General features: G+C 43.9%; 25 protein-coding genes. 21 read left to right on the top strand and 4 right to left on the bottom strand.

Annotated features, from left to right (window positions below):
• The 6 genes from EDM59_RS30895 to EDM59_RS01860 all read left to right on the top strand — a co-directional run.
• On the top strand, nt 1-593 hold a 593-nt coding region (locus tag EDM59_RS30895; protein WP_246010865.1), incomplete at its 5' end, for a toxin Cry1Ac domain D-VI-related protein.
• Between the two features lie 307 nt (nt 594-900).
• The gene (locus EDM59_RS30820) at nt 901-1,446 is read left to right on the top strand and encodes a hypothetical protein (RefSeq protein WP_148040820.1); all 546 of its coding nucleotides are present in this window, start codon (nt 901-903) and stop codon (nt 1,444-1,446) included.
• A gap of 317 nt (nt 1,447-1,763) precedes the next feature.
• Nucleotides 1,764-3,158, top strand: coding sequence for an Ig-like domain-containing protein (locus EDM59_RS01875; protein WP_183192774.1), 1,395 nt, complete (start codon nt 1,764-1,766; stop codon nt 3,156-3,158).
• Between the two features lie 368 nt (nt 3,159-3,526).
• Nucleotides 3,527-3,736, top strand: coding sequence for a hypothetical protein (locus EDM59_RS01870; RefSeq protein WP_122907367.1), 210 nt, complete (start codon nt 3,527-3,529; stop codon nt 3,734-3,736).
• A gap of 20 nt (nt 3,737-3,756) precedes the next feature.
• Nucleotides 3,757-4,632, top strand: a complete 876-nt coding sequence (locus EDM59_RS01865) for a tyrosine-type recombinase/integrase (RefSeq protein ID WP_122922082.1) — start codon at nt 3,757-3,759, stop codon at nt 4,630-4,632.
• Nucleotides 4,633-4,655: 23 nt separating this feature from the next.
• Complete coding sequence (locus tag EDM59_RS01860; RefSeq protein ID WP_122922081.1) at nt 4,656-4,937, top strand: hypothetical protein; 282 nt, start codon at nt 4,656-4,658, stop codon at nt 4,935-4,937.
• Nucleotide 4,938: 1 nt separating this feature from the next.
• Here the strand turns inward: EDM59_RS01860 and EDM59_RS01855 are convergent, their stop codons facing one another.
• Nucleotides 4,939-5,292, bottom strand: a complete 354-nt coding sequence (locus EDM59_RS01855) for a helix-turn-helix domain-containing protein (RefSeq protein ID WP_122922080.1) — start codon at nt 5,290-5,292, stop codon at nt 4,939-4,941.
• Nucleotides 5,293-5,488: 196 nt separating this feature from the next.
• On the opposite strand from EDM59_RS01855, the gene EDM59_RS01850 reads away from it, so the two are divergent.
• The 14 genes from EDM59_RS01850 to EDM59_RS01800 all read left to right on the top strand — a co-directional run bounded on the left by EDM59_RS01850 (nt 5,489) and on the right by EDM59_RS01800 (nt 15,342).
• Complete coding sequence (locus tag EDM59_RS01850) at nt 5,489-5,977, top strand: hypothetical protein (RefSeq protein ID WP_122922079.1); 489 nt, start codon at nt 5,489-5,491, stop codon at nt 5,975-5,977.
• 79 nt (nt 5,978-6,056) lie between these two features.
• Nucleotides 6,057-6,215 (top strand): hypothetical protein, encoded by a 159-nt coding sequence (locus EDM59_RS30890; RefSeq protein ID WP_183192773.1) that lies wholly within the window; start codon nt 6,057-6,059, stop codon nt 6,213-6,215.
• Between the two features lie 83 nt (nt 6,216-6,298).
• Complete coding sequence (locus tag EDM59_RS01845; protein ID WP_122922078.1) at nt 6,299-6,703, top strand: hypothetical protein; 405 nt, start codon at nt 6,299-6,301, stop codon at nt 6,701-6,703.
• On the top strand, nt 6,700-7,161 hold the full coding sequence (locus EDM59_RS01840; protein WP_122922077.1) for a JAB domain-containing protein: 462 nt from the start codon (nt 6,700-6,702) through the stop codon (nt 7,159-7,161). The genes EDM59_RS01845 and EDM59_RS01840 overlap by 4 nt, the downstream gene beginning before the upstream one ends.
• A gap of 2 nt (nt 7,162-7,163) precedes the next feature.
• Nucleotides 7,164-7,490, top strand: coding sequence for a DUF960 family protein (locus EDM59_RS01835; RefSeq protein WP_122922076.1), 327 nt, complete (start codon nt 7,164-7,166; stop codon nt 7,488-7,490).
• A gap of 67 nt (nt 7,491-7,557) precedes the next feature.
• Entirely contained in the window at nt 7,558-7,695 is a 138-nt protein-coding gene (locus EDM59_RS30885) for a hypothetical protein (protein WP_183192772.1), read from the top strand.
• A 332-nt stretch (nt 7,696-8,027) separates the two neighbouring features.
• The gene (locus tag EDM59_RS30815; RefSeq protein WP_148040819.1) at nt 8,028-8,273 is read left to right on the top strand and encodes a hypothetical protein; all 246 of its coding nucleotides are present in this window, start codon (nt 8,028-8,030) and stop codon (nt 8,271-8,273) included.
• Between the two features lie 102 nt (nt 8,274-8,375).
• Nucleotides 8,376-9,497, top strand: a complete 1,122-nt coding sequence (locus tag EDM59_RS01825; RefSeq protein ID WP_148040818.1) for a helix-turn-helix domain-containing protein — start codon at nt 8,376-8,378, stop codon at nt 9,495-9,497.
• A 247-nt stretch (nt 9,498-9,744) separates the two neighbouring features.
• Nucleotides 9,745-10,338: a hypothetical protein gene (locus EDM59_RS30880; protein WP_183192771.1), complete on the top strand. Its 594-nt coding sequence runs from the start codon at nt 9,745-9,747 to the stop codon at nt 10,336-10,338.
• Between the two features lie 70 nt (nt 10,339-10,408).
• A complete protein-coding gene (locus EDM59_RS01820) occupies nt 10,409-10,987 on the top strand; it encodes a hypothetical protein (protein WP_122922073.1) in 579 nt (192 codons plus the stop codon).
• 87 nt (nt 10,988-11,074) lie between these two features.
• Nucleotides 11,075-11,587 (top strand): hypothetical protein, encoded by a 513-nt coding sequence (locus EDM59_RS01815; RefSeq protein WP_122922072.1) that lies wholly within the window; start codon nt 11,075-11,077, stop codon nt 11,585-11,587.
• Nucleotides 11,588-11,712: 125 nt separating this feature from the next.
• Entirely contained in the window at nt 11,713-12,576 is an 864-nt protein-coding gene (locus EDM59_RS01810; RefSeq protein ID WP_122922071.1) for a tyrosine-type recombinase/integrase, read from the top strand.
• Between the two features lie 16 nt (nt 12,577-12,592).
• Nucleotides 12,593-13,378, top strand: a complete 786-nt coding sequence (locus EDM59_RS01805) for a hypothetical protein (RefSeq protein WP_122922070.1) — start codon at nt 12,593-12,595, stop codon at nt 13,376-13,378.
• Between the two features lie 164 nt (nt 13,379-13,542).
• Nucleotides 13,543-15,342, top strand: a complete 1,800-nt coding sequence (locus EDM59_RS01800) for a DUF927 domain-containing protein (protein WP_183192770.1) — start codon at nt 13,543-13,545, stop codon at nt 15,340-15,342.
• A gap of 241 nt (nt 15,343-15,583) precedes the next feature.
• On the opposite strand, the gene EDM59_RS01790 is transcribed toward EDM59_RS01800, so the two are convergent.
• Nucleotides 15,584-16,228 carry a hypothetical protein gene (locus EDM59_RS01790; protein WP_122922067.1) on the bottom strand — a complete coding sequence of 215 codons (645 nt, stop codon included), beginning with the start codon at nt 16,226-16,228 and terminating at the stop codon, nt 15,584-15,586.
• A 1,306-nt stretch (nt 16,229-17,534) separates the two neighbouring features.
• Here EDM59_RS01790 and EDM59_RS01785 point away from each other — a divergent pair.
• Nucleotides 17,535-19,406: a hypothetical protein gene (locus EDM59_RS01785; protein ID WP_122922066.1), complete on the top strand. Its 1,872-nt coding sequence runs from the start codon at nt 17,535-17,537 to the stop codon at nt 19,404-19,406.
• Between the two features lie 112 nt (nt 19,407-19,518).
• Here the strand turns inward: EDM59_RS01785 and EDM59_RS01780 are convergent, their stop codons facing one another.
• Nucleotides 19,519-20,196, bottom strand: coding sequence for a hypothetical protein (locus EDM59_RS01780; protein ID WP_122922065.1), 678 nt, complete (start codon nt 20,194-20,196; stop codon nt 19,519-19,521).
• Nucleotides 20,197-20,218: 22 nt separating this feature from the next.
• A complete protein-coding gene (locus EDM59_RS01775) occupies nt 20,219-21,112 on the bottom strand; it encodes a tyrosine-type recombinase/integrase (protein WP_183192769.1) in 894 nt (297 codons plus the stop codon).
• Nucleotides 21,113-21,146 lie beyond the last annotated feature (34 nt).

Raw genomic sequence — 21,146 nt, 5'->3', positions numbered from 1 at the left:
ATGCAGTAACAGAAAAAGCAGGATTGTTGACAGATGTACAAGCAGCGCAAACATTGCTGAATGCACAAGAAGACGCAGCTGCAGCACTGGAGGCAGCGCAACAAGCCGTAGAAGGCTTGTTTGCAGACTACAGTACCAAAGCAGCTCTAGCAGCAAACGTGGATCAGGATGCGATCAATGCAGCGAAAGCAAAAGCAGAGGCATTGGATGATGCAGTAACAGAAAAAGCAGGATTGTTGACAGATGTACAAGCAGCGCAAACATTGCTGAATGCACAAGAAGAACTAGGAACTTTAACGAGTGATCCAACAGCTGTAACGGAAAGTCGCTCATATTGGGGGAATATAATCTTAAGCCTCGATGGAGATACTTTCAAAAGCTTCGATAGGAATAATGTCGTATTTGGTGGAGACTTTGCAGGTCTAAATTTGGGTGGTTACAATACACTAGGCGGCAATACGCAGGTAAGGTTAGAAAGCATTACCGGCAATTTGGTCCGGGATACAGGCGTAGGAACAATAACCATTAAGGGAGCTGGGTTGAACGGCGGTTCTGATTTAACTGTAAGCATAACAGTAAATTCCGCTCCATAATCATTTATACAGTAAGGCCAAGTCTATCGTAAAATTACGGTAGGCTTTTTTTTGAAAAATACTTCAAGCAAAAACAAGCTTTAGTAAAGCCTTCTAAAACTTGGTGAGATTGTGTTGCCAATTATAGGATAATTCTATTTATTATTCGTTGATGTAACGCCGTGTGCGATGAAAGTCACCCGCACGGTGTAGGCTCAACAGAAAATCGAAGTAGATTCGGTTAGGTGAGAATAGCAATTCGGGGGTAACTGCCACTTTAGGAATAATCCGGCAGGGCGAATCAGCTGTCACAGCTAATGCCACGGTATTGAATCAAGGTATTACCTTCACGTCCAAGGCAGCAGGCTCTGCAGGTAATTCAATTACCATTAACATTAAAGAATCGTTGACTAACCCTCCAGATGTCTTCGTTACCGAAAATGTTGATTCAAAGACTGTCACTATTGAATTTACTTCAGATGATCGAGGACGTAACACTGCAACTGTTGATGGTGTTGTCGCCGCTGCAAATACTCTGGAGGTAACATTACTGTCCGCGTCTGGAATGGGGACAAGCTTAGTCTATTCTGCTACAGTGAAGACGAGTGGCGCAGGAGAAACGGAGTCAGTGGATTTGACTGTGGAAACTGGTGCAAGAGCTTCAGGGCGAATTACTGTAACGGTCTTTGGCATCCCACATGTTGTATCTGTTGCTGGTCAAACACCTTCGCAAGTGGCGCAGGCGATTGCAACTCAGTTAACAAGTATTGGGATACCTGGCTATACGGTAACAAATCCGTCTGGAGCAATTGTAAGATTTGTGTCATTGACGCCAAATACTAACGTGCCAGACATTACGGTTTCACTCAATTAATAGTAACTCGTGTATTGACGAAAAATTCGAGTTGGTCTATCGCCATTTGCGGTAGACCCTTTTCTAACGTTAGAACTGACTGCAAAATCCTGAGTAAACTCGCTACATTTCCTTGTTGTTTCCATACCCACTAGCTACGTTCTAGCTACTTCAAGAATTCGTTCCAATGATCTCTCACTACAAACTATAAAAACTGCAGTTAGTGATTCTTTTTGCCTAATCTGTTAGTCCTGTATTGCCGATACATAAAATATAGAAATGATTCCCATTGTTGTAAAATGACGATTCGTATCACAAAATACCAGTTGGAGGGAAACATGAGATCAGTACGTAGTTATATTATTGCACTTGTCCTAATTCTGAATACTATGGTTTGCCAAAATGCTTTTGCTTCTGAAACGAATGATGTTGTCTCGTCAGATGCAGTAACAGAGAAGGAGCTGACGGGACTAAAAGCTAGTAAAACCAGGGTGACAATCATCGAGGGGGAAACTGCTTCCCTAATGATAACGGCAACCTACAAAGACAAAACGACTGAGGATGTTACAAGTAAGGTGACCTGGACAAGTAGCAAGAAAGACGTCGCTACTGTCGAGAAAGATACCATAAATGCAAAGAAGGTCGGTTCAACCACTTTGAAAGCAACATATGCAAGCGGTGGAAAGAAAAAAACGGTAAGTATTAGTGTGAGCGTCAAACAAGTAGATAAAGACCAGCAGATTAAAAAATTGACCGAACAGGTTGATGAATTAAAAAAGTTAAGTGAAGAGCTAAAAGAGGAGCTCGATAAGGCAGTTGATGGAACACTAATTGATGATTTGAAGGAGCAAATTTCTGAAAAGGAACAGGAGATTGAACGGCTGAAAAAGCAGCTGGAGAATAGTAGTGAACAACTTTCTTGGGAGACCTATAATACGAAGCATATGACAATCAACCTTGCTTCTGACATAGCAAAACGATACGAGTACATCCCTAAAGAAGGGGAAGAGATCCTTAAAACTCATGAGAAATATTTTGGTGCAAATTCGTTGGGGAATAATAAGATAACCCTGTGGATACATGGCACTGGTGGATTTTGGGACCTTTTAAACAATGGTTACTATATGCATTGGCTAAATGCAATAAAAATTAGTACAGCTGCAGCCGAGGAGAGTTCTTCGGCAGGAGATTTGCGGTTTTCTTTTGCACATGAAATGGCACACGCCTATCAGATTCATAAATGGGAAAATCTAAACAGTGCTGCCCATTCATGGCTAATTGAAGGACAAGCTGACTACGTGGCAAAAAAACTTCTCGGATTTAAGCAATACAATTATGAAAAGGCAGGGAAAACTCGCGACCTCCAATTTTATATTGATGATACAAATCAAAGACAATCATGGGGCCCAACACCTTGGGATGAATATGATAGATTATCGGATTTGAATTTAAATCGCGATAATTACTTTGCTTTTGAAGCTATGGTCTTCTTCCTCGATCAAAACTATGGTGGAGAAAAGTATAATAAGCTGCTGGAACGAGTTAATGCAGGTGATAATTATGATACGGCGTTCTTGAAAGTATACGGTAAATCATCTGAAACGTTGATGGCGGAATATAAAAAATACTTTAAAATTGATCAATTAAGTATGAGATCATCTAAAAAACTAAAGCAGGAGTACGTCCCCAGCAGTATTGAAGAATTCAATCTTGATGGACATCTCCCTCACTAATTGGTAATTTTATATTAGGTATCTTTCGATTTGCCCTTAGTCTTTTATCGGACTAAGGGATTTTTTTCCGTGCCCATACAAAAAGCCAGCTGAGGAGGTCAGCTGGCTAACAAATTAAATTCCCCAGGATATTTGATTCGGCATGATTAGTTTAGCAATAGTTTACATATAAGTAAACAGCCATTTAAAGAAGTTATCCACATGCTGTTGATAATAACTCTAGCATTCTTGTGGATATCATGTTTAGAAGAATTCAAAATCGTATCATCTAAGAAAATAAACGGTTAATATACTTTTAGATAGACTCCCTATGTCCTTATGGATGTAGGGATTTTTTCATTTATGATACTGAAAAGGAGTTGTTGTACATGCTTTTCCCGAACGTACCGACCAAGACGTTAGGCGGTCAGGTTTTCTGGAACACCCTGGATAGAAGAAACGGCTGGAAGCTGCAGCAGAACATGTTCACCCAACACTTCCGCATCCTCGACCCGGACAACGTGAGACAGGCGTGGGGGCAGGATGAAGGCGAGATGTGGCGGACGTTTCGCATGTTTGCTGGTTCAAGGAATGAATAAAGCAAGGAAGGTGTTTAGACGTGGATGTGATTCAGCATTTTGAGCAGTACCTTGTCGAGAACGGGATCGCGCCGAAAACGATCGAATCTTACGTCGGTGACGTAAAAGCTTTTTGTGTGTACCTGGAAGGGATGGGCGTTGAGCAGCCGACTGATCTGAAACGTTTCTACGTCTCCAGCTACAAGAATCACCTCATGGAGAACAAGTACGCGGTGGCAACCGTCAACAAAAAAATCAATTCACTACAGGCGTTCAATCTGTTCCTGATCGACCGTAAGCTGACAACAGAACAGGTCGTCACGCTGCGCAAAGACAGGATCAAGGTGGCCGCTGGCAGCGAGGGTGAAGTGGAGGTGTTCTCCGAGCAGGAGGTGAACCAGTTGCTGTTCTTCGTCCAGGACAGGAGCAAAGTCAGCCTGCGTAACCACCTGATCGTTTGGCTGCTACTGTACACAGGCGTTCGCGTGAGTGAGCTTTGCGGCATCCAGCTCAGTGATCTGGACTACCTCACCAACACGCTTCGGGTGACGGGTAAGGGAGGAAAGTACAGGGAGATTCCGCTTCGTCCTGATCTGGTGGATCTGATCAAAGAGTACATCCGATCCGAACGGCAGGAAAACAAGCATCGGGACAGTCTCTATCTGCTTCTCAGTCAACGGGGCGAGAAGATGCACAAGGACGCGGTCAACACGTTACTGGAAGGCTTGGAGAAGCAGCTCGGCTTCAAGCTTTACCCGCATAAGTTCCGCCACACGTTCTGTTCCAGACTGCTTAAAAAAGGCGTTCCGCTCACGACGGTCTCAAAGCTGGCAGGCCATGCACACATTCAGACGACGGCCCACTACTACATCAACACCAGTAGACAGGACAAGGAGCAGGCTGTAGCCCTGCTGTAAAAAAGCACAAAGAGGAGAGTGTCATGAGTTCAGTACAGGAAAAATACGAGGAGTTTGTCAACAAGGAGGATACCTTGATACGAAGTGTACGAATCTGCGAGCAAGCCATGTCCCTTTTGAAAGATGAGCTCGTCTACAAACATAGAGGGGAAACTTGTCAGGGAACGGTTCGGGACATCTGCGAATGGATTCAACAGCGGGAAGAAAAGCTGCGGAGGGAGATCTTTTCGGTAAGGTGGGAAATGACTGTTCTCGCCTGCCAATTCCCCAATGCAAAAAAACAAGCGGAAGAAAGTCCACTGTGACTTATTTCCGCTTTTCTTCTTCCCATGAGAATACGGTTTTCATCAACGCTAAAACAAGAGCCTGATCCGTAGCAGGACGTTCAGAGAGCATGACAACAATTTCCCCAAGAGGGGTGTGAGGATCAAGCGGATCAATGGAGTGCAGGAGCTGCTCCAAGGAAGTCCCTAAGCTACGGGCAATTTTCAGCAGGGTCTCAAGGGTAAGGTTCTTCTCTCCCCGCTCGATTTGGCCAATGTAGTTGGTGTGCAGTCCAGACCGCTCACCCAACTGCTCCTGGCTAAGCCCTAGATCTAGACGGAGACTGCGAATTCGATCACCTAGCATTTTTGCGAGTTGTTTCGTACTCTCTTCCATTTGGTCCCACCTCAAGTCAAGCGTACTAGAGGGGAAAAACCATTTACACACACTATAAATAGTAATTGACTATCAAATAACACCTATAAGATAATATAGGAAGATTCTACTAAATCCGATGAAATCTTCTATGTTCCGACAATCATTCATACAAAAATAGATAGGCTAAAAGTCATCAAGGGAGGATGCTGAAGGAATGGGAGCAGGGAAAAAGATACTCAACGGCGTGAACAAGTTTTATGGTTTCATGACCAGTCTGGGTATCATCGTATTAGCTGTTTGGCTCATCGCTTCATGGATGGGGGTGGATGTACAGGGAAAGATTGAGGAAGCCGCTGATCCAGGCAAAAAGTATGTGGAGGCCATCAAGAGCAGTTCCCTACAGCAGTACTCAGACGAACCAATCGGTGAGGTGATGGAATACTTACACTCCGAACCAAAATGGACGTATACCGAGTCGAATGGGAAGAAATTTGTAGAGTTTTCCGGCCTGTACTACTCGGAGATGGAAAACTATGAGTTACAACTAAAGTTTGAACTCAACGATAACGGCACATTTAATGTGTCCTACGTTGCAGTGGACGGGCGACTCCTAGGGAATTTGGAGGCAATGGAGTTTTTGACGAAAACCTTCAATGATTACGAAACCATTCGTCAGGCAACCGGTCAACTTACTAATAGCTAATGGTAATGAATAAAAATCAATGACGAAAAGTTTTGTAATGGAGCAAAGTATCAACGAGACATGCCAAGGAGGAAAGGGAATGGGTGCGATTGTAAAATGGGCCATTGGCGGAGCCGTCGTTGGTGTCATCTACTGGATGTTCAACTACAAGGACGTTGATTTCTTGGTTGCCCTCTTTTTAGGTGCTGGTGTGGGCATCATGATTCGAAAATGGCTGTTCCGTGTATTCTGGCAATAAACCATAATCCAAAAACAAGAATGGGATTACCTTCTGCAACATCGGGAGGTAGTCCCTTTTTGTATTTCTAAGGGGGAAAGAACATGAGGACGATCAAAACGAAGCAGGATCTGCGTTTGATTCGCGCAGCGCAGGTGTTTTCCGTTACATTCACGGGGTACCTGGAGGAAGAATTTCTTGGTCTGAAAGAGGCATTTGACTTCGACGGTTTAGACGAGGCGTTCACGCTAGAAATGTACGGCTACATGGTTGTCTTGGAGCTAGGAGACAACCTCCGGGATCTGTCCGTAGTTGGTCTAGACAGGGAAACAGGAGGACTCATTGGTAGCCTGCCGGAGTTTGTCGAGAAGGTGGAACGCAACAGTGAGTGCTGGTACAAGGTCGTCGTTGTCTACTCCAATGAATACGCAATGGCCTTCTATGTTCCTGAGATCGTCATAGTCGATGACGAAGAAATAAAAAACTGGTTAGAGGAGAATGCAAAATGAAAACGATAAATGAAGCATCAAAACGGGTAAACATTGTACGGATTCAAATGGTACGGGAATCTAGCCTCCTGTACCCGCAACGCCGCATTCGGATGGCAAAGGATGTCGTAGGACTGTTCCAGTCGTTTCTTCAGGAATCGGATCGCGAAATATTTTTCCTCCTAGCACTTAATGTTAAAAATGAGCCAACTGCCATTCACACGGTTTCGGTTGGGTCGTTGGATAGCACGATCGTTCATCCAAGGGAAGTGTTCAAGGTTGCCATTTTGTCGAACTCTGCCTCGGTAATTGTTGCCCACCTTCATCCAAGTGGTGATCCCACTCCTAGCCAGCCTGATCTAGACGTGACAAAGAGGCTCCAAGAGGCGGGGGAGTTGCTGGGTATCCCTGTTTTGGATCACATCATTGTCGGTACAGAGGGTGCCTACGTTAGCTTGAAGGAAGGAGGGTACATGTAAGGATGGAAACGCGGAAAATGTTTTCTTCGGAAAGATACGTAACACGAGGAGTCAACGAAGCCGTTCCGTTTGAACTGCAGCTCATACTGTGGAGCATCCTTGAGAAAAGACAAGAAAGGGGCGATCAGTTGGATTACCTCCAAATTTTCGAGCTTTCTGCAGAGTGGGTGGATGGTGAGCCGTTGCAGAAGGTCGTGAATCGGCAGGAGCAGCCAATCCATCAGGAAGCTTTTTACGTGGATCACATCGAGAATCTAGCTATCGGGGTAACGGTTTGGATCATGGATTCAGGGAAGTACAGTACAGCCTTACTTCCCGAAGAAAATTGAGGTGGTGATCTGTTCGCAGTCAAGAAAGGCTGATTGAAGCAACATGGTTTGAAAGGAGGAAGCAGTCATGCATCCAATACTACAAGCAGTAATCTGGGATATAGCAGAACGAGTCCTTGATGGAATGAGCAGGGAGGAAGCCATTGCACAGGTAGCGAATGAGCATGGACTCATGGCAGAAGATCTTCACACGCTGTTACAGTAAACAAATGAATCCAGCCTCGTGCAGAGGGGAAGGAATCATGGGCAGACGTTGTTTGCCCTCTTTTTTTGCTTTCACACACGGAGGAACATTTTGATAAAGTCGACGTCGATGTCGACGTTTAGGTCGACTTTTTACGAAATGGGGGAAATCGAACAATGGAACACATGGGAATGTTTCGCAGAAAAAAGAGAAATCTCAACCTGACTGATAAAAACAATGGGAATCATGCAGATCATGGCATTGATTGGGATAAGGGGAAACAAAGCCAACATGGTGGTGAGGATCAATTTCCCCTTTATTGGGGGGAATCCGAAATAGACGAAGAGGAGGAAATGGAGGATGAACATAATCAGACATTCGAATCAAGCGGGCAAAGCGAAAAGAGGGAAATGTCGTTCGAGATGTTGAGTGGGTTCACCAAAAGGCCGGACTTCGAAGCGAACAATCAGAAGCTGACCATTTACGTAGAAAAAGCCCTCATGGAGGAAATTGGGAAGCTGAAGAAAGAGCGATACATCAAGAGCTATAGTTCATTAGTAAATGAGGCAGTGAAGCAGTATTTGACCACAAAACGCTGACGATCAAAACAAAGAAACTCAAGCGTTGAAAAGCGTGCAGGGTTACTAACTTCAGGGGTACAATAATAGGAGCAAAGGAAAAATAACCGAGGTGAAGGGATATTGCGTGTATCCGTCTCTTTCTTACGAGAGTGGAAAGGGAGGGAATCATTGCCGTTTGAAAGGTTAGGAGATAAAGGAGTTTATATGGGAACCAGTCATGAACGTGAGATCTTGAAATACATCGATCAGGAACTGCAAAACGGCGGTATAAAACCGTATAAAATGCGAAAGCTGTTGACTATTAAACTCTACGTAGAAGGGGGAAAACCAGCAGAAATTGCGGAAGGATTGGGAGTAACCCTACGAACCGTTCAAAGAAACATATCCGGATTCAATGCGACAGGATTATCGTTTTTACGAGATAGTAAGGAGCCTGGAAATAGAAACAAACTGGATGGAGATCAAATACAACAGTTAAAAAACGATCTGAAGAGAAACCCAGAGGAATTTGGATTCTTAATGCCAGAATGGACAGCTCCTTTACTCGTGAAACATATCAAGAATACATTCAAGGTGAAATTGTCGGATGAGAGTTGCCGAAACATGCTCGCAAGTGTAATGGCTAACGAACGGAAAGGGACACCTTCCAGTAAAAGAAAAGCTTTCTCTGAAACGGTGTCAGCAATGCTTCTTGAAAAGAAAGATATTTGGGCTGTGACGAGCATCTATTTAGGTATTCGGCAAGGTGGAAAAAATAAACGTGGCTTATACCCTTACAAAGAGGAAGATCTGATTAAAACACCAGTGGAAATAGAGATGGCCAAAATAGATTTAACGGATAAGGCCAGAAAAGAAATCGTCCACTGCGCTCAGCATCTTAAAACCAAGGCGTTTGTCTATCATTATCAGAGCGCTTTTGAAGAAGATACATTTGCGATGGAGACGATTCTGAAAAAAATTGTGAAGAATAGTGCCCAGGACGAAATCATCCTTCTCATGGCCAAAAGTAGTTTCAACAAAAGGTTACTATCTAAGATAACAAACAAGAAGGGAAAGAGGAGCATCCGCGTTCTATTTGCCCCCTTTGGTGCTAAAGAATTACAGTCGCTTGCTTTTATAAAGGCTAATCTACTAGCACGCTTTAAATTGATGGATAAAAGAAATAAGCGAATAAAAGTGATAAATCAGACCAGGAAGGAGAGCATCATTCGTTATCTTGAAAGGCTAAGTCAAAATGAATAAACGACATAATTGTTTGGTTTTTAAAAGTGTCATGAAATTCATTGTATAGGCCGTTTACGGCTTATTTTTTTTGGTTTTCATCAAGTCTCTTTTCTTTCCCTACTTTTATTAGCAGAAACTGCTGCCGAATAAGGAACATGGCATGAATGGCTGCACTTTGAAGCCGAACCTCGTTTTTTTGTAATCTAAGAGTGCAAACAACAAGACCAGTCATTCTAGCCAAACAAAATAATGGAGGAAATCACAAATGACATTTGCTCTAAAGAAAGGCTACCCAGTCCATCCACAGGGTGAGTTTGAGTCCGTAATTTCAGGAATCTGGATGGAAGAGGATTGTGAAGTGGAGGTAAAAGGCAAGAAAAAGAAGTCTGATCTCATCATGATCGAGTACAAAACAGAACACGGAAAACTCACACAGCGCTACTTTCCAGTGATGGAAGAGGATACCGACCTGGGAAAGGTGGTGAAAACGATCAATAATGACAAGATACCGGATGAAATCAATGATCCAGAAGATTTCTTTGAAGGCAAAACGATTGGAATTGTTGTGAAACACAACAAATCGAGTACATCAGGTCGCACATTTGCCAATGTTGCTGAAGTTTACAGCATGAATGATGACGGCCACGAAGAAATGGATCAGGACGAACCGGACGAAGATGATGATGACTTAGATCTGGAAGATGAGCTAGACGAAGCATCGGATGATACCGTGTCCGATGAAGATATTGATGACGAGTTCCTAGAAGACGACCCAGCGCCAAAAAGGTCTAAACGGCACAATGCGTCAAACTGGACAAGCAACTCTTACGATGACGAGACAGACGATTTCACCGATTGATGGAAATCGTAATTTACTCAAAGTAAAACGCTCTGCCAACTATAACAGTAAAAAAACGGAGGTACTAACCATGACAGCATTCAATCATCCAATCACTCTCAACATTCAAGTCTATACCAATCAAGAAAACGGTATTTCTACCGTACAGGTTCAAAGCGATGGGCAGCAATCTGTTCAGGAAGTGGTTACTCAACCCACTGATCTCGAGGCAATGAGACGATTCTATGAGGATTCATGGGGGTTGATCGTTCTGCGCTTTACCAATTACAAAGGCATCCTGTTTAGTGAACTGCCACGAGAAGAGGCATCAAAGGGGATCCAAGAGATACAAACATCTCTCTGGAATCTACCTGTGCGTCCAAATGCCATTGTCGATGGAGATGGGGACTTCACTGTAGCGTGGGTGGTTCCCAACGATAGAAGATTCTGTGGATTTAGCGCGGAAGATCTGAATCGGGTGAATGACAACGTCATAGCAACCATCGCCTCTTTGGGATTGACTACACCTGAATACGGGGACATCGGCTTGGTAGAAGAGCTGTTTTCACTTCCGGTGGATCAGTACGATGAGCACGTAGAGAAACGAGCGAAACTGGAGGCATTTGATCGTATGGCTGGTCTACAGATCGTGGTTCGTCAGACTACCTAAATCATAGCAAACCATTGGCTAAAAGAGTGAGCAACGTCACTCCCCTATTGGGGGAGTGACCCTCAAAAAATCAAAGGAGGGTCTCCCATGCCCAAAAATAATATAACGACCGAGATGAGGGAAGAGGCACTACAGTTTTATGTAGACCATTTCAGAGGTTATTATCTGGAAGCTTGTTTCACTGACTATAAAGGAATGGAATTGGATCAGCTTCCGATAAGTGTGGCATCTCAATGCAAGCAGAGGATTGTTGATGCTTTGAAGCAACTACCTGTACTGCCTTTTCATATCCAGCAACGTGAGGATCGTGTATCTGCAATGTGGTGCATTCCGTTTGGAAGGATGTTTCTCCCATTTAATGACGACGCGTACTGCATAATGATGAATAACTTTTTCGACAATGTAGCCACCACGATCGGAATTAGTACACCAAAAATGGGCAAAATTTCGAGATTCCATGATTCAGATCATTTTGAAAAGGAAGATGTACAAGTTCGTGAACATTTCCGACTCATTAAGCCACTTCTGAAATTTGATGAGATGTGTGGCCTGCGACTTACTGTTGGGAACCTTTCGAAATCATTAGTCAAAGACAGCTAAACTCAATCTTTTCAACGGAAAACTGTAAATAAACCATTTTTTAAACATGTACTATATCTTTGATTATCGGGATGTGTACCTGAAAGGGATGCATCCCATCCATATCAATCCAGGAGGAAAGAAAAATGAGACTCAGAGAGGCAGCGGATCAGTTTATTAAGCACCTGTCAGCCGCAGAGCGAAGCCAGCAGACCATCAGTGGCTACGGGAAAGACCTGCGCATGTTCAATCAGTTTTTGACGCAGTGGTACAATTGCGAGCCGTACCTGGAAGATATCGTAGCTAACGATATCAAGAACTACTTGGTGTGGCTCAAAGAAGTGCGGAATAATGCACCGGCCAGCCGATCAAGACACTTCCACACCATGCGTTCGTTCTTTTCCTACGCGTACCGGAATGAGTGGGTGCAGCGTGACGTATCGCTTTCGGTGGAAGGCGTGAAGATCCCACAAAAGGAACGGGCATATCTGTCCGAAGTCGAGGTGAAACAGTTGTTAAATGCCATGAACCATCCTCTGATTCGGCTGATCGTGGAGACGATGTACCGGACAGGCCTTCGGGTCTCAGAATGTCTGAACCTGACAATGGATACAGTTGATCTTGATAACAAGGTTATCCATGTTGTGGCCGGAAAAGGAAACAAAGACCGTTTGGTACCCATCTCTTCAGCCTTGCTGCCTTTGCTTCAACAGTATGCGACTCATGAACGGGTCACCACCCCTTCCCCCTACTTCTTTGCTACGAAAAAGACGGGGAAAGTGTCTCCTGTTTACGTCAATCATCATCTCGGAAAAGCAACAAAGGCGTTGGGATGGAAGAAGCATGTAACGGCACACATCCTCCGTCACAGTTTCGCCAGCCAATTGGTGAAGAAAGATGTGGGCTTGGTACAGATTCAGAAGCTGCTCGGTCACAGTTCGCTGAAAGTCACCAGCGTCTATACACACAGCAACCTCGAACAACTGAGTAAAGCGGTCAACGAACTATAAAAAGGAGGTTATAACCATGGCAATCGAACAAGAGAATCTACCCGTCTATGATGATCGGGTCAAGGAAATTCTGCACGGATTGACTGAGGGAAAAACGAGAGAAGAATTGGCTGAACGGTATGAATACAGTGACTACCGTTCGCTAGACATGTATATGCGGCGACGTAACTTTACATGGGATCGGCAACGCCAGAACTATGTTCCTGCCCACTCCCGGCTGGATGGACAAGATCTGGACTTGCTTATCAGTGAATCTTCCAAAGCAGCACAAGTCATCTCCCTCTTCAAAAAGGAGGGAGCGGATGCCAAAACCATCTCCAAACGGTTGGGATTCGGGGATCACCGGGAACTGGCAGCGTACATGAAGGGGAAAGGATACGCCTGGTCAGCTGAAAAGAGTAACTACGTCAAGCAGACGGGCACCCAGCAGGATACGGAAGCATCGAGTGAGCGAAGCGAAGCAGCTCCTGACAATCCGGTTCCCTCATCGAATGCCACAATGGTAGACCTTCCTGGATTGTCGCGATTCCTGCCGATCCTGGAAATGCTGGAACGAAACCGAGACAGGTTAGTTGACCTACTTACTCCAGCATCTGAAACCGGAAACATCCCACGCTACGTGATTCCAGGTGTGTTTGTCACTAAGTCGGTTCACATGACCAATACACTGGACCAATTGGTGCGGGATTTTAGCAGGGAGAAGAACATGAGCCAGCGTGATATTTTCGTTGTGGCGCTTATAGAGTTTTTCCGTCGCTACGGGTACGAACGGGAAGTGGAGACACTTTTGGGTCAGCGATAAAGGTGATTGTCTGTGTGGCGGAATCGGCGGTGCGGTCGGTGCAAAATCTCTTGAACCTAGTGTTACCAAGGGTTGGCACCGCCCCGCTCATCGTCTCACAGCCAAGCGTCAATGGTTGGCCATAGGTTCTTTTTTTTCAATCCATACAAAGGGGGAGCATACAGGTGGCAAGAGAAGAGGGCAAGATTGGGAGAAAGAAGGGGAGGTTGGTTAGCCTTGCCAATGGCGAAGAGGTTGACCTAGGAGCGGCGATTGACGTTGACCAATACGTGACCAATTTGGACACAGGAGAAGTGACGGTTCAGTTGTCGTTTATGGACAATGAAAAACGCGTTCGTAGATCGCTAAAGAGAAACGAGCTTACGAAAGGCGGTATAAGCCAATTAACGCGGTATGGTGCAGATTGTTGGCCGGAAGTTGCGGACGCATACGTGTCCAATTTACGGAAGCAGATCACCAAAATGAAGCGAAATTATGAGCATAGCAACGTAGGGTGGGGAACATACGAGGAACAACCGGTGTTCAAGTTACACAAGGGAATTGGCTTTCCATCTACCTACGATGGGTTGAAGTATGATCTAAAACCAAAAGGCACACTCGATTCATGGTGCCAGATGATACATGAGGAAGTCCGAGGGAATCGCTGGCTAGAGTTTGCTCTTGCTGCGGGGTTCACAGCTCCACTGCTTTCTATCCTAAAAGAAGAAGCCCATATGGATTCATTGTTCTTCAATTTCTATGGTACAAGCAGTACGGGAAAAACGCTTACGACGCGGTTAGCAGCCAGTATTTTTGGCCTACCCGATACGGGGAAAAGAGGATTGCTGGTTACTTGGTACGGAACCGATCAGGGGATATTATATAATCTGCATGGCAACTACGGGGTACCCATTGTGATTGACGATACTTCCATGATGGAAGAAGGAAAAGATCTGACGCAATTCGCTTACACGGTTGTAGCGGGGCTTGCTAAGATGGCACTCACGTCACAGGGAACGAAAAGGGAGCAAGATGACTGGATGACCACCATTTTCTCCAGTTCCGAAAAGTCCATTTTTGAGGAAACCGATCAACGATCTGGAATTCGAGTTCGCTTTTTTGAAATTAATGAACCCGAGCTGACTCGATCAGCGGAAAATGCGGAGCGCATTGAGCAGGTGATCCTCAAAAACTATGGTCATGCGGGACCGATTTATGCAGAACATTTGCTGAAGATTGGGAATGAAGAGATTCAGCGTCGCTGGAGAAAAAGCCGTCAGGACTTGTTGGCACGATTGGAGGAGAAGGATAGCTTTACAAAACGCATTGCCGGTAAATTGGCGATTGTGAAACTCGCAGGCGAATTGGCGAATGAAGCCCTCCAATTAGGACTAGACTTGAATCAGTTAACGGAAAGCCTGTTGCACATCGAACGAAAGTCGATGAGTGAGCGAAATAAGGGAGACGAGGCATATCAGTTCATCATGGAGTACTTTGTCCGTAATCGGTACAAGTTTTTCCGTGATAAAAGTGATTGGGACAAGAACAAGCCGATTGTCGGGAAGTACGTGGAGAAAAACGGGATCGTCACGCAAATTCAGATTCCCAAGGAAGAGTTTGAAAAACTGATGAAACAGGGAAAATTCAATGTTGAGCAGGTCGTTGCCAAGTGGAAAGAGTCAGGTCGGCTGATCCACGAAACGGGAAAAAACACCCTGTCGCGTGTGTTCCAACCAGGGGTACCGAAGATGCCACAGTACGTCTTTAAAGTGGAGACAATCAATAACGATGAAAAGCAAACGAATAGAGCGGAGAAATCTGCTGTTCATGAGCAATCATCTGACAGAGAATTACGACCGATTAAAAGCAAGACTCCTAAAGCACAGGTGAAGCGTACTCAGACCCAAGGAGGTTTTTCACTCCAAAAGAGGTCAATCCCCGAATGGATGAAGGATGCGGGACAGGTTCTACTGGAAAGCGAGTAAATGGGAAAGGTCTGCCGATGAGGTAGGCTTTTTTGTTTTTGCGAAGTGCTTAAAGCATATCGAAGGTCAACATCTCTCTTTCAAAGAGATCGTACCCGTCAAAACAATCGGCAGTACGATAAAGAGGATCGGTAGAAGCGTTGAGCCACATGGGAGGTGGGCAATTCGCTTTGACCGATCCGCCATTTGGAGAAAAAAGGACAATCTCAAAGTTTACCATTGATCTGAACGAGTGTTCTACTTAATAAGCTACGTTTTTTGAAATAAAACCCTTAGTGAATGTTCCATCGCCATTTGGATAAAGCACAAACCAGAAGTTTTTATTCTCACCTATTGCTGCAAGAGGGGTAAATTTAACAAATGAACCAAGGGAATTTCCTTGCGCAGAAGGGATATTAAACAAATACCCCTTATCCAATCTGACACTAATGACCTTCGGTGATATGGTCTTAAAGCTGGTTGTATTATTCTTTGACACGTATAAGGCTGTCTTTCCAAACACGACCGCGTACCACCCAGATAGATTCACATTATCCAATTCTAGCGGTGTACCATAGGGGAGGAACCCTATGAGGTTCTCTGCTTTGTTTTCAGTATCTTTAAGCAGCGGTGCTTTCTCAACAGCAATAATCACTACGGTCTTCCCAAAGGTTGGTTTCACCATAGGAACTTGTGGACTTGGTGCTGGTACTAAAGTCGAGGGTGGTACGGGTAAAGGACGAATTGTATATTCAACAAAAGTGGAATTCCAGATTGGTGCTTCTTGGTTTACGTCGGGCAGGATGACTTTGGATCCCGCACCTGCGAAGATTCCTGGTGAGGAAATAAAAACTGTTTTTCCCTCGTACATCCAAATGGAGATCACTCCAACGCCGTATTCAATCATGTACATATCTCCGTTCGCTCGAACTACAAGGGCTTTACTATTGTTGTCCATGACCTTGTGTAAGTAAACGCGTTCAAATGAGGTAGCTGATGCTGGAGAAATCAGGGTTAACAATAAAAGTAAAGTAAGACAACCGATCGACCATCTTCGCATTTTCATCATCCTTTTTTGCTATTGCTTGGTCTTATATAGAACCTTATGCCGTTGAAGAGAAGAAAATGGTTTCCAGGCACTATTTTTGTAGTGACGAACCGGCCAGAAGCACCCTGTGGAGCAATAAGTGGGTCGGTGGGAATCCTTGAGCCATATGGGATGGGGACAAATCGCACCGCTCACTCCGCCAATCGGGGAAGCTAGCGCACACGGTGGCTTATTAAGAAGTTACGCCAGAGGATACCTTTTGTGGTGCGATAACCGGGTCGGTGGGAATCCTTGAGGGACATAGGCTAGGACCAAATCGCACCGATCGCCCCGCCAATCGGAGAAAACAAACGCGCTAATGTCTCGCAGAAAAACGATACAGTGACTGCCCATAGTGGAGGCAAGGACCTTTCATAAAAATGTACCGACTGCACCAACAGCGTCGGTGGGAATGGGAGGGTAATCCTCTAATGAGATAGGTTAGAACGAATAAAGAAGGATTATATGACAATGATAGAGGAACCAAGGCAAATGAATGTAGGATGAGAGATCGTACTACATCTAAAATATCTTCATAACCATAGGAGGAACGAAAGACGAAAGGTGGCTACTTGAGCCACCCAGACAAAAAAGAACAAAAACGAGGGGTGGAGAAAGAAGCTGCCTTTCGGAAAAAGTGGATTAGGGATAAATGATTTTATCTTTATTATTTTATTTATATTTATATATAATTATATATATATAAATATATAGGTATAAAAATAGATACAAAAAATCTTGTCTACATTTTCGTTTTTATCCCCTGAAAACAGCGGAGCGATCGGTGCGATTTTGCGAAATCCTATGGGAGACATGGGATCTCAGCGACCCGCTCATTGCACCGGATTGGGACAACCTGCGTGGCGAAAGTATATGTACCAAAACCTTTAGAAAACCAAAATGTAGTTGCCCTATTTTCCAAAACATGTAGAATTCCATTCTTTTGAGTTGAGTTTCTTCCATTATATATAGATCAACAAAAGACGCTGAATCATGTTGGTGGAATTCGATGGGAGACAAGGAGTTTGAGATTAGGATAAAATAGGATTTTTCTGCTTAATGTTGTGCTATTAACGCTAAACAACTGGTAGTTAAGTTTGGTACTGCAGTTGATGAAGACACTGTTTTGGATGCAGCAGGTGCACTTAAAGCCAACGTTTTCAAAAGCAATGGTACTGGCCTGACTGGAACTGGAGAGTTCAGTGCAGATTCTAAAACTCTTACTATTACACTGACTGGTACTTCCGAAGGAACTTACCTGTTCTCTGTAGCTAAGGATACAGTTAAGTCTTCAACTGGTGCGTTCATCGCTGAGTACAACGAAAAAGTATCTTACACTGACTCTGTAGCTCCTACATTGGTTGGAACTGAAACAGTTAATGCTTCTACTGTAAAAGTTAACTTCTCTGAGCCAGTTAAGAGCTTTGGAACAATTTCCGCAAAATTGGCAGATGGTACAGACCTTTCTGCACTAGTTACTGCTGGTGCTTCTATCGATGGAAATGCCGTTAAGTTCAACCTGAGCAATGCTGGTATTCCTTCTGGTAAAGCTATCAGCGTTACTTTTGTAGGTGTAACTGATCACGGTGATAACTTGGTAAGCCCTAACCCAGTTACAACTTCCTTCACAAAAGGAATCAATGATGGTGTAGCTCCAACAGTTACTGCAGTAACTCCTGTAAACGCTAAGAAATTTGAATTGAAGTTGAGTGAGCAAGTTGAAGGCCTCACTGTAGACGACATTGAAATTGGTGGCGTTGCATTGGTTGCTGGTACTGATAAATTGACTCAAGATAAAACTGATAAGACTAAGTATGTTGTTGAGTTGAGTGCTGCTCAACAAGGTCTTGTAACTGTATCAATCGCTGCTAACAAATTTACTGATCTGTCTGGTGAACAAAATGCCGCGTTCAGTAAAATTGTGAACTTTACTACTGACTCTGTATTGCCAACTCTTGCTTCTACAAGTGTTGCTAAGAAAGACGGTAAAGAAGTATTGACTCTGACTTTCAGCGAAGATGTAACAGTTAATGCTGGTGCAGTAAGTGCTACAGCTAAGAAGGTTGTAGACTTTGTTACTTCTAATACTACACTCTCTTTCAACGCTTCTGATGTTAAAGCAGTTGCAGGTTCTTCGAAAGAGTTTACTATTGAATTGAACAAGGTTACTGAACCTGCTTCTGCACCATTGGTACAAGGTGCTTCTTACACTGTTGATCTTCCACTTAACTTTGTAACCGACACTGCTGGAAATCAAAACGTAGCTGCAACTGCAGCATTCACATTTACTCGTGGTACCGATGCTGATACCAAAGCACCTGCACTCGATACAACTTTCGATGCTGCTGAAACAGGTGATAACGTTGCTAGCAACGGTATTCTGGTTGTGGATACCAACACACTTCAAGTAAAATTTGACAAAGCAGTTGATGGTGCATCCGCAACAAATGCAGCTAACTACAAAGTTACTGGAGCAACTGTAACATCTGCTACATTGACAGCAGGTAATGTTGTTGAACTAAAATTGGCTGCTGATTCAAACACTTACACTGGTCTTCGTTCCGTAGAAGTTAGTGGTGTTAAGAGCAAAGATGGCGTTGCTATGACAACACACTCTACAAAAGAATACCTGAAAGAAAATGTTCGTCCAACTGTTTCTAGTGTTGCAGTTACTAGCATCACTCCGGATGACCCAGCAACTACACCTGCAGACGAATCTGCTTCTGTAGTAACACTCACTTTCAGTGAAGATGTTGTAGCTGGCGCTGGTGACGCTGCAGACTTTGACCTTTATGTTAAAGGTGTAAAAGTTACTGGAACAACTATTACAACTGCAGTTGGCGGTGCTAAAGAAATTGTAGTAACTATTGCAGGTAAAGCATTGTCCGAACAAGACTTTGCTAACGGTGTAACTTTGAAGGCTAAAGCAACTGCTGATATTGCAGATACTAACGGCAACAAAGCTAACATTACTACTGCTATTCCAGTTAACCTGTAATATCGGTTTGAAAGGGTCTACCTCGAAAGGGGTAGGCTTTTTCTTTTTGTTTGATTAAATATCCTTAAATTTCTGCTCTTTTTACTGAAAAAAAAAGAGCCTCTTTGGGCTCTTATCCTCCATACCTCTTCAAAAAATCCTCCACTGCCTTATTCATAACATCCTTCACCGTGTAACCTGTATTGTTTACGAATCCAGTCAGTCTATCCGAGAGCTGTGCCTGGATCTGTACCGTTTTCGTTACCGATGGTCCCCTATAGCGCTTCATATAGAGATCCTTTGGCTGATCAGTCACCATCATTAGCAACTGATCTTTATGCTGCAGAATTTCTTTGAGATTTTGAACCAGATCCATCGGCAAAACTTCCTTGTTTCTTTCCTCTTTCCTCACAATCTTCAGTTCTACCAAGTTCCCATTTGTTTCTTGCAAGTTCTTATCAGTTTCTTGGAGTGCCTGGCTTGTTTCTGTTTGCTGGCTATCATTTGCTATTGTCTGGCCATTTTCTTGTAATACATTGCCTGAATCTGCTGGCATATTTACAACCTTTGCTTGTTCCATATTGTTGCCATTTGCAAGTAAGATGTCTGAAGAAGATGAGGATTCGATAGACTTCAACAGCGGATCTTTCACATAATTTTTTAATGTCCAATCGAAACGGTAGCCGTGACGGCGCATATAGCCACTAACGCCACCTTTACCTTTATAACCAAGCAGATCAGCGATTTCCTCAGCAGAATGTCCCTCACGAAACAAATCAAGTATCACTTCAACGCGTTCATTCGATTCCACAGCTTGTACCTCCTATTTCCTATCATGATAGTTTTTCCAACGCTTCACGCAGATGCTCAGGCGTTGTATGTGTATAGATGGATGTTGCCCGAGGGGAAGCATGTCCAAGTAATTTACCGATCCGTAGCAAATCCACTCCGTGGTCCTTGTAAAGCGAAGTAGCAAATGAATGTCGTAAGACATGGGGAGTGACCTTCTTTGTAATGCCGGCTTCTTGAGTAGCCTTGTGCAGAATCACTCGTATGTAGCCGGTCGTGATCTTTGTCTCTGTTTTTTTGGTTACAAAGAAATGTGGATCACTACTCTTAGGCCGCACATGTTCTAGGTATTCTTTTAAAATCGGAGCTAGCTCTGGATGAAGGGGAATAATCCTGTATTTGTCTCCTTTTCCATGCCATACGGTTATAGTTGCCTCTTCGAGATTTACATCATTGATTTTTAGATTAGCCAACTCAGATACCCTAAGTCCTGTGTAACGCAGCGCCTGGATTAAGGTGTAATCTCGTCTACCGTGATCTTGATCCTGAGAAATGGCCGATAAAATGCGTTCTATTTCTTCCTTGGTGATAAAGCGAGGGATACTTTCTGGTTTTTTTGGCGCATCGATTTTCAGACTAGGGTTTTTGCTGATGTACTCTTCTCGTTCGAGGAAACGGAAGAATGAGCGAAAGGTAGCCACAGTACGGATGATACTGTTCGTCTTATATTGCTTTTCCTCGGCGACGTATCGTAGATACGAACGCAAATGAAATGGCTCTATTTCGTCAACAAATGGTTCCACTTTCCATCGCTCCAGGTAAAACCGGTGAAACTGCGAAAGATCCTTGTGGTACCCTGTATAAGTTTCTTTGCTTCGATTAACCTCAATTTTCAGATAGGTAACAAACTCATCTATCGCTTCAAATAATGCAATCAAATGAAAACACTCCTTTTTAAAGTTTAATTTTGCA

Origin of the sequence: Brevibacillus nitrificans, assembly GCF_003710965.1 — a bacterium.
GTDB lineage: Bacteria > Bacillota > Bacilli > Brevibacillales > Brevibacillaceae > Brevibacillus > Brevibacillus centrosporus.
Note: the sequence above shows the minus strand (reverse complement) of the source record. Positions and strands in the feature narration are given on the sequence as shown.